We start from the raw sequence: 4,469 nt of genomic DNA on the forward strand, positions 1-4,469 counted from the left end.
TCGATGGCGATGACCTGCGTACCAACGTGCAGGAAAATGGCGACTGCGCCCAAAATCAGGTGGGGAAATTTGAAAATGCTGGTCTTACCAGCGTTGGCCTCGGCCAATTCAGGGCTTTCCTGCTCGGTGTTGAGCTCAGGCAGAGGGGAATAATAAACCAGTATTCCCAGAATGAAAAGAATCGTCCCGACGGTGGCATAAGGCGTAATAACGCGACGGATCAATTCGTCGAGGGCCGCGTTGCGCTCGGCGTCGCCCATAGTCGCCAATTGCTGGAAGAGGTCGGAGTCGGTCGGCCGCAGAATCACAGCGGCAAAGAGAAGTGGGGCCAGAATACCCGCCGCCTTGTTGGCGATGCCCATGATACTGATGCGCTGCGCCGCTCGCTCTTTGGGACCAAGGATGGTGATGTACGGATTGGCGGCTGTCTGCAAAATAGCCAGCCCGACCCCAATCATGAATAATCCCAGCAGAAAAATCTCGTAGGTACGCGAATAAGCCGCCGGAACGAAAATGAACGCCCCCAGCGCCATGGCCCAAAACCCGACCATCATTCCTTTCTTGAAACCCGCCGCTTTGAGCAGATAAGCCGCCGGCACCGACATCACGAAGTAGGAAATATAGAAGGCAAACGCGACCAGATACGACTGAAAACTGGTCAGTTCGCAGGCAATCTTGAAATAAGGAATCAGGATCGCGTTTACCCACGATACGAAGCCGAAAATAAAAAAAAGTACCCCAACAATCAGGATAGAAATAATGGTGTCGCGCTTGCTCAGCGAACTGGCATCGACAGTGGTTGAGGGCATTTTTTATGGAGTTGTTTAGAGTTTAGTTGTTTAGGCGGGGCCGCTGCGGCGTACCGACCCCATGGCGTTTAACCGAAAGCCATTTACACCGTTGGCGCCCAACCCTTCTCATAATCTCGTTTCCAAAGCTTCATCGCTTCCTTATTATTTTTGATATGTCCATTACTGGGATCTACTTCCAAAGTACTACCCGAACGCTGAGCGATATTTCCTAACTGACAGAGTAAGGTACTTTGATGTCCGGCTACAATGTCGGATTTGAGGGCAACGCCTTTGGTTATCCCATCGTGAAAGTTCTGGAAGTGAAAGGCGTCTAAAGCTTGCGAGGGGTTCATTTTGTTACGCGGGTCGATCTGCAAGTCGTTCTCTACTTCCTTGACCAGTTTATTTTCTAGATCATAAATCTTGTAAGAGTTACCGCTCTCAATCAATAAGGAGCCTTCTTCCCCGTAGAACATGACGCCCACCGAGTTGCCCTCGATCCGGCGACCGTTACAACTCCGCCCTTCCCAGGTCATAGCCGTATTATTCGGAAATTCCAGCGAAATCACTTGCGTATCGGGTGTTTGCCAGTCATCCTGGTAGCGGTAGCGTCCGCCGGACGAGGTAACTTGGGTGGGGTAATCTACGCCCAGGCCCCAGCGCATGAGGTCAACCATGTGAGTACCGTTGTTGAGGGCTTCACCCGTTCCCCAATTCCAGAACCAGTGCCAGTTGTAGTGAATCAGGTTGTCCTGGTAGGGCTTGCGTGGCGCGGGGCCTTGCCAGAGGTCGTAGTTGAGCCATTCGGGAACGGGTACCTGCTTACCGATGCCGATGGAAGGGCGGTTGTTGGTGTACCAGCCTTTGGCAAAATAAGGTCGCCCGATGGTGCCGCCCTGCACTTCGGCGATGCCCGCCGCCACATTGGGCCACGAGCGACGCTGGTTGCCCATCTGGATGACGTTCTTGTATTTCTTGGCCACCGCCACCAGCATTTCGCCTTCGTTGGGGTTGTGACTGCAGGGCTTTTCGAGGTAAACGTGCTTGCCTGCCTTCGATGCCAGAATAGCCGCCGGAGCATGCCAGTGGTCGGGCGCGGCGATTACCAGGGCATCCATATCTTTGTTTTCCAGAGCTTTGCGAAAGTCGGGAATTGCGTTGGGCGCTCTCTTTGTCAGGTCGGCAACCGTTTGAATACATTTATCGGCGGCGCGGGTGTCCACATCTGAAATACTGATCACCTCAAAGTTAGGCTGAACGGCGAAATTAGAGGCCAAAGCCAGCCCTCGACTGTTGACACCCATCAAGCCCAACATTACCCGTTCGTTAGCCCCCAGGATGCGGGCGTAACTTTTCGGACTGAAGGCGGGAAGCATTCCGCCCAGCGATAGCGCGGCGGTGCCAGTTAGGGCTTTCTTAACAAAATCGCGGCGTGAGTTGGCTTGGAGTGTCATAGTATTGGAGAATGTCTGAATTTAATTTCTTTTAGATTGTGCCTTTTTCATCACGCTTTCCAGCGTTACCGCCGCGCCACCTTGCCGCTTGCTTTCGTCGGCAGCTTCCATGAATGCGTAAATTTCCAGCGTTTCCTGCGGAGAAACGGGCGGTTTTCCACTTTCAAAAAATTGGATTATTTCTTTTAGCAAAGGCTCGTATCCTGCATAAGGGCCGAGTACTACATTGCCGTTCTGCGTGAAAACCGTCCCACCGTACTCATGTTTGCCGGAGCGGGTTCCGCGGAAAGTACCGACGCGGCCATCGGCCCACAAGCCTACTACAATGTCAGTCTGTTCGGTGTAGATGCGCTTTACGCTTTGGCAACCTGTTCCCATGACAGTAAACAGCGGCTCGACGCCGTGGATGCCGTACCAGAATAAATCGGGATGTGTTTTTTCGAGCGAAGCCGGACTGAACGTGTCCGCTCCTACGACTGTACTCTTATCCAAACCCTCGATTCCTTTAGTATAGCGTAGCGACGAAGCTGAGAAGAGGGGCACGTTATACCGCTCCGAAGCTTCGAAAATAGCCACTGCGTCGGCCAGCGAACCCGCGATGGGCTTGTCCACGAATACCCGCTTGCCCGCTTTCAGTACAGGAAGTACCTGTTCCAGGTGCGGACGACCGTCGTTGGTTTCCAAAAGCACCACATCTACTTTATCCACTAAGGCAGGAATGGAATCCACGATTTCTACGCCTAACTTTTTCACGGTTTCGGTGTATTCAGGAACGCGCTTTGTGCTGGATTCGATGTCGGGACTACCTTTCGGGTAAGCGGCCACGACGCGGTAGCCCATGTAAGCGGTATCGGGTTCAGCGGCGTTGAGTACTTTGGCGAACGCCACGCTATGCGAGGTGTCGAGGCCAATGATGCCGACCCGCTTGCCCGCCAGGCTTTGCAGATCCCCAAAATTGAGAGCGGAAAGCCCTAGGCCGGTAATCGCGGCTGACTTCATGAATGTTCTTCGGTCTTGGTTGTACCTCATAGGTTAATGAAAGACGATTGAATCCGTCCTCTACCTTTTGCTTTAAGGATTATTTACTAATTGCGCTGCGCAATAGGACACGTCAAATTGTGCGTAAGGGTTTCCCCAAAGAGTCGGCCGCAACCAAGATACCCCAAGACAACGTATATTGGTCTGACTGTTTTATCTGAAAAAATCTTTTTACGGAAAACTTAAAAATTCTTTTTATGCTAGTTAAAAAACTGACCTACTTTACCGCCTTGCTCCTATTGTTTGTTGCGGCGGCCTGTGGACCCGACAACAAGCCCGACTCGGAGAAGTCGGCCGAAGAAGTAAAAGAAGACAAAGACGAGTGGAAATACGCCTCACTACCCATCAGCCATCAGAAGTGGGACGATCTGCTTAAAGCTCACGTCAACGACAAGGGCCGCGTGGACTACAAAGGCATGGCCGAAGACGAAGCCAAACTCGACGAGTATCTGGCACTACTCAGCAATACGCCCGTCGTGAAGGGCGAGTGGACCGAAGACCAGGAAATGGCCTACTGGATCAACGCTTACAATGCCTACACGGTCAAGCTGATTTTGAAAAACTACCCCGTGGAAAGTATCAAGGACATTGGCCCCGACTTGCAGGCGACTTTCGTCAACACGCCCTGGGACATCAAGTTTTTTGAGATTGGGGACAAAAAGTACGACCTTAATAAAATCGAGCAGGGAACGCTCCGTAAACGCTTCAAGGACGATCCGCGCTTTCACTTTGCGTTGGTCTGTGCTGCTAAATCATGCCCCGACCTGCGTCAGGAAGCCTATGTTCCTGAGATTCTGGACGAACAGCTCCGTGATCAGGGCAAGCAATTTATTAACGATCCGGCTAAGAATAAGATCATAAGTGCCAATGAAGCCCAAATCTCGCCTTATTTCGATTGGTACAAGAAGGACTTTAAGCGCGGCGACGATACGGTAGTCGACTGGGTCAATGAGTACGCCAATACCAAGCTGAACAAAGACGCCAAAATTACCTTTATGGACTACGACTGGTCGCTAAACGATCAGGAAAAGTAAAGCAGCCTTTCCATTACTCGTTCACCAGCAAATGCACGATCCGGCAGGCGTTTCCGACGCTTGCCGGATTTTTTGTGTCAGCGATGGTTAGTTTGAGGGTGTGCTTTCCGGGTTTCAGCTCATCATCCAGCAACAGGTACCACGGCAAGTGC

4 protein-coding genes are annotated in these 4,469 nt (G+C 51.8%); 1 reads left to right on the forward strand and 3 read right to left on the reverse strand.

Annotated features, from left to right (window positions below; genetic code table 11):
- The 3 genes from ACEW8P_RS05510 to ACEW8P_RS05520 all read right to left on the reverse strand — a co-directional run.
- Positions 1–809: MFS transporter (locus ACEW8P_RS05510; protein ID WP_373512105.1), on the reverse strand; the 809-nt coding region annotated here is incomplete at its 3' end.
- Positions 810–892: 83 nt separating this feature from the next.
- Positions 893–2,245 (reverse strand): Gfo/Idh/MocA family protein, encoded by a 1,353-nt coding sequence (locus ACEW8P_RS05515; RefSeq protein ID WP_373512106.1) that lies wholly within the window; start codon positions 2,243–2,245, stop codon positions 893–895.
- 21 nt (positions 2,246–2,266) lie between these two features.
- The gene (locus ACEW8P_RS05520) at positions 2,267–3,274 is read right to left on the reverse strand and encodes a Gfo/Idh/MocA family protein (RefSeq protein ID WP_373512107.1); all 1,008 of its coding nucleotides are present in this window, start codon (positions 3,272–3,274) and stop codon (positions 2,267–2,269) included.
- A gap of 206 nt (positions 3,275–3,480) precedes the next feature.
- Between ACEW8P_RS05520 and ACEW8P_RS05525 the strand changes: the two genes are divergently transcribed.
- On the forward strand, positions 3,481–4,317 hold the full coding sequence (locus tag ACEW8P_RS05525; protein ID WP_373512108.1) for a DUF547 domain-containing protein: 837 nt from the start codon (positions 3,481–3,483) through the stop codon (positions 4,315–4,317).
- Positions 4,318–4,469: the final 152 nt, after the last annotated feature.

The sequence above is a fragment of the Persicitalea sp. genome, assembly GCF_041751555.1.
Lineage (GTDB): Bacteria > Bacteroidota > Bacteroidia > Cytophagales > Spirosomataceae > Persicitalea.

Bases quoted from the DNA above. Each gene is read 5' to 3' on its own strand.
- ACEW8P_RS05515 (WP_373512106.1), bottom strand. From the start codon at position 2,245: ATGACACTCCAAGCCAACTCACGCCGCGATTTTGTTAAGAAAGCCCTA.
- ACEW8P_RS05520 (WP_373512107.1), bottom strand. From the start codon at position 3,274: ATGAGGTACAACCAAGACCGAAGAACATTCATGAAGTCAGCCGCGATT.
- ACEW8P_RS05525 (WP_373512108.1), top strand. From the start codon at position 3,481: ATGCTAGTTAAAAAACTGACCTACTTTACCGCCTTGCTCCTATTGTTT.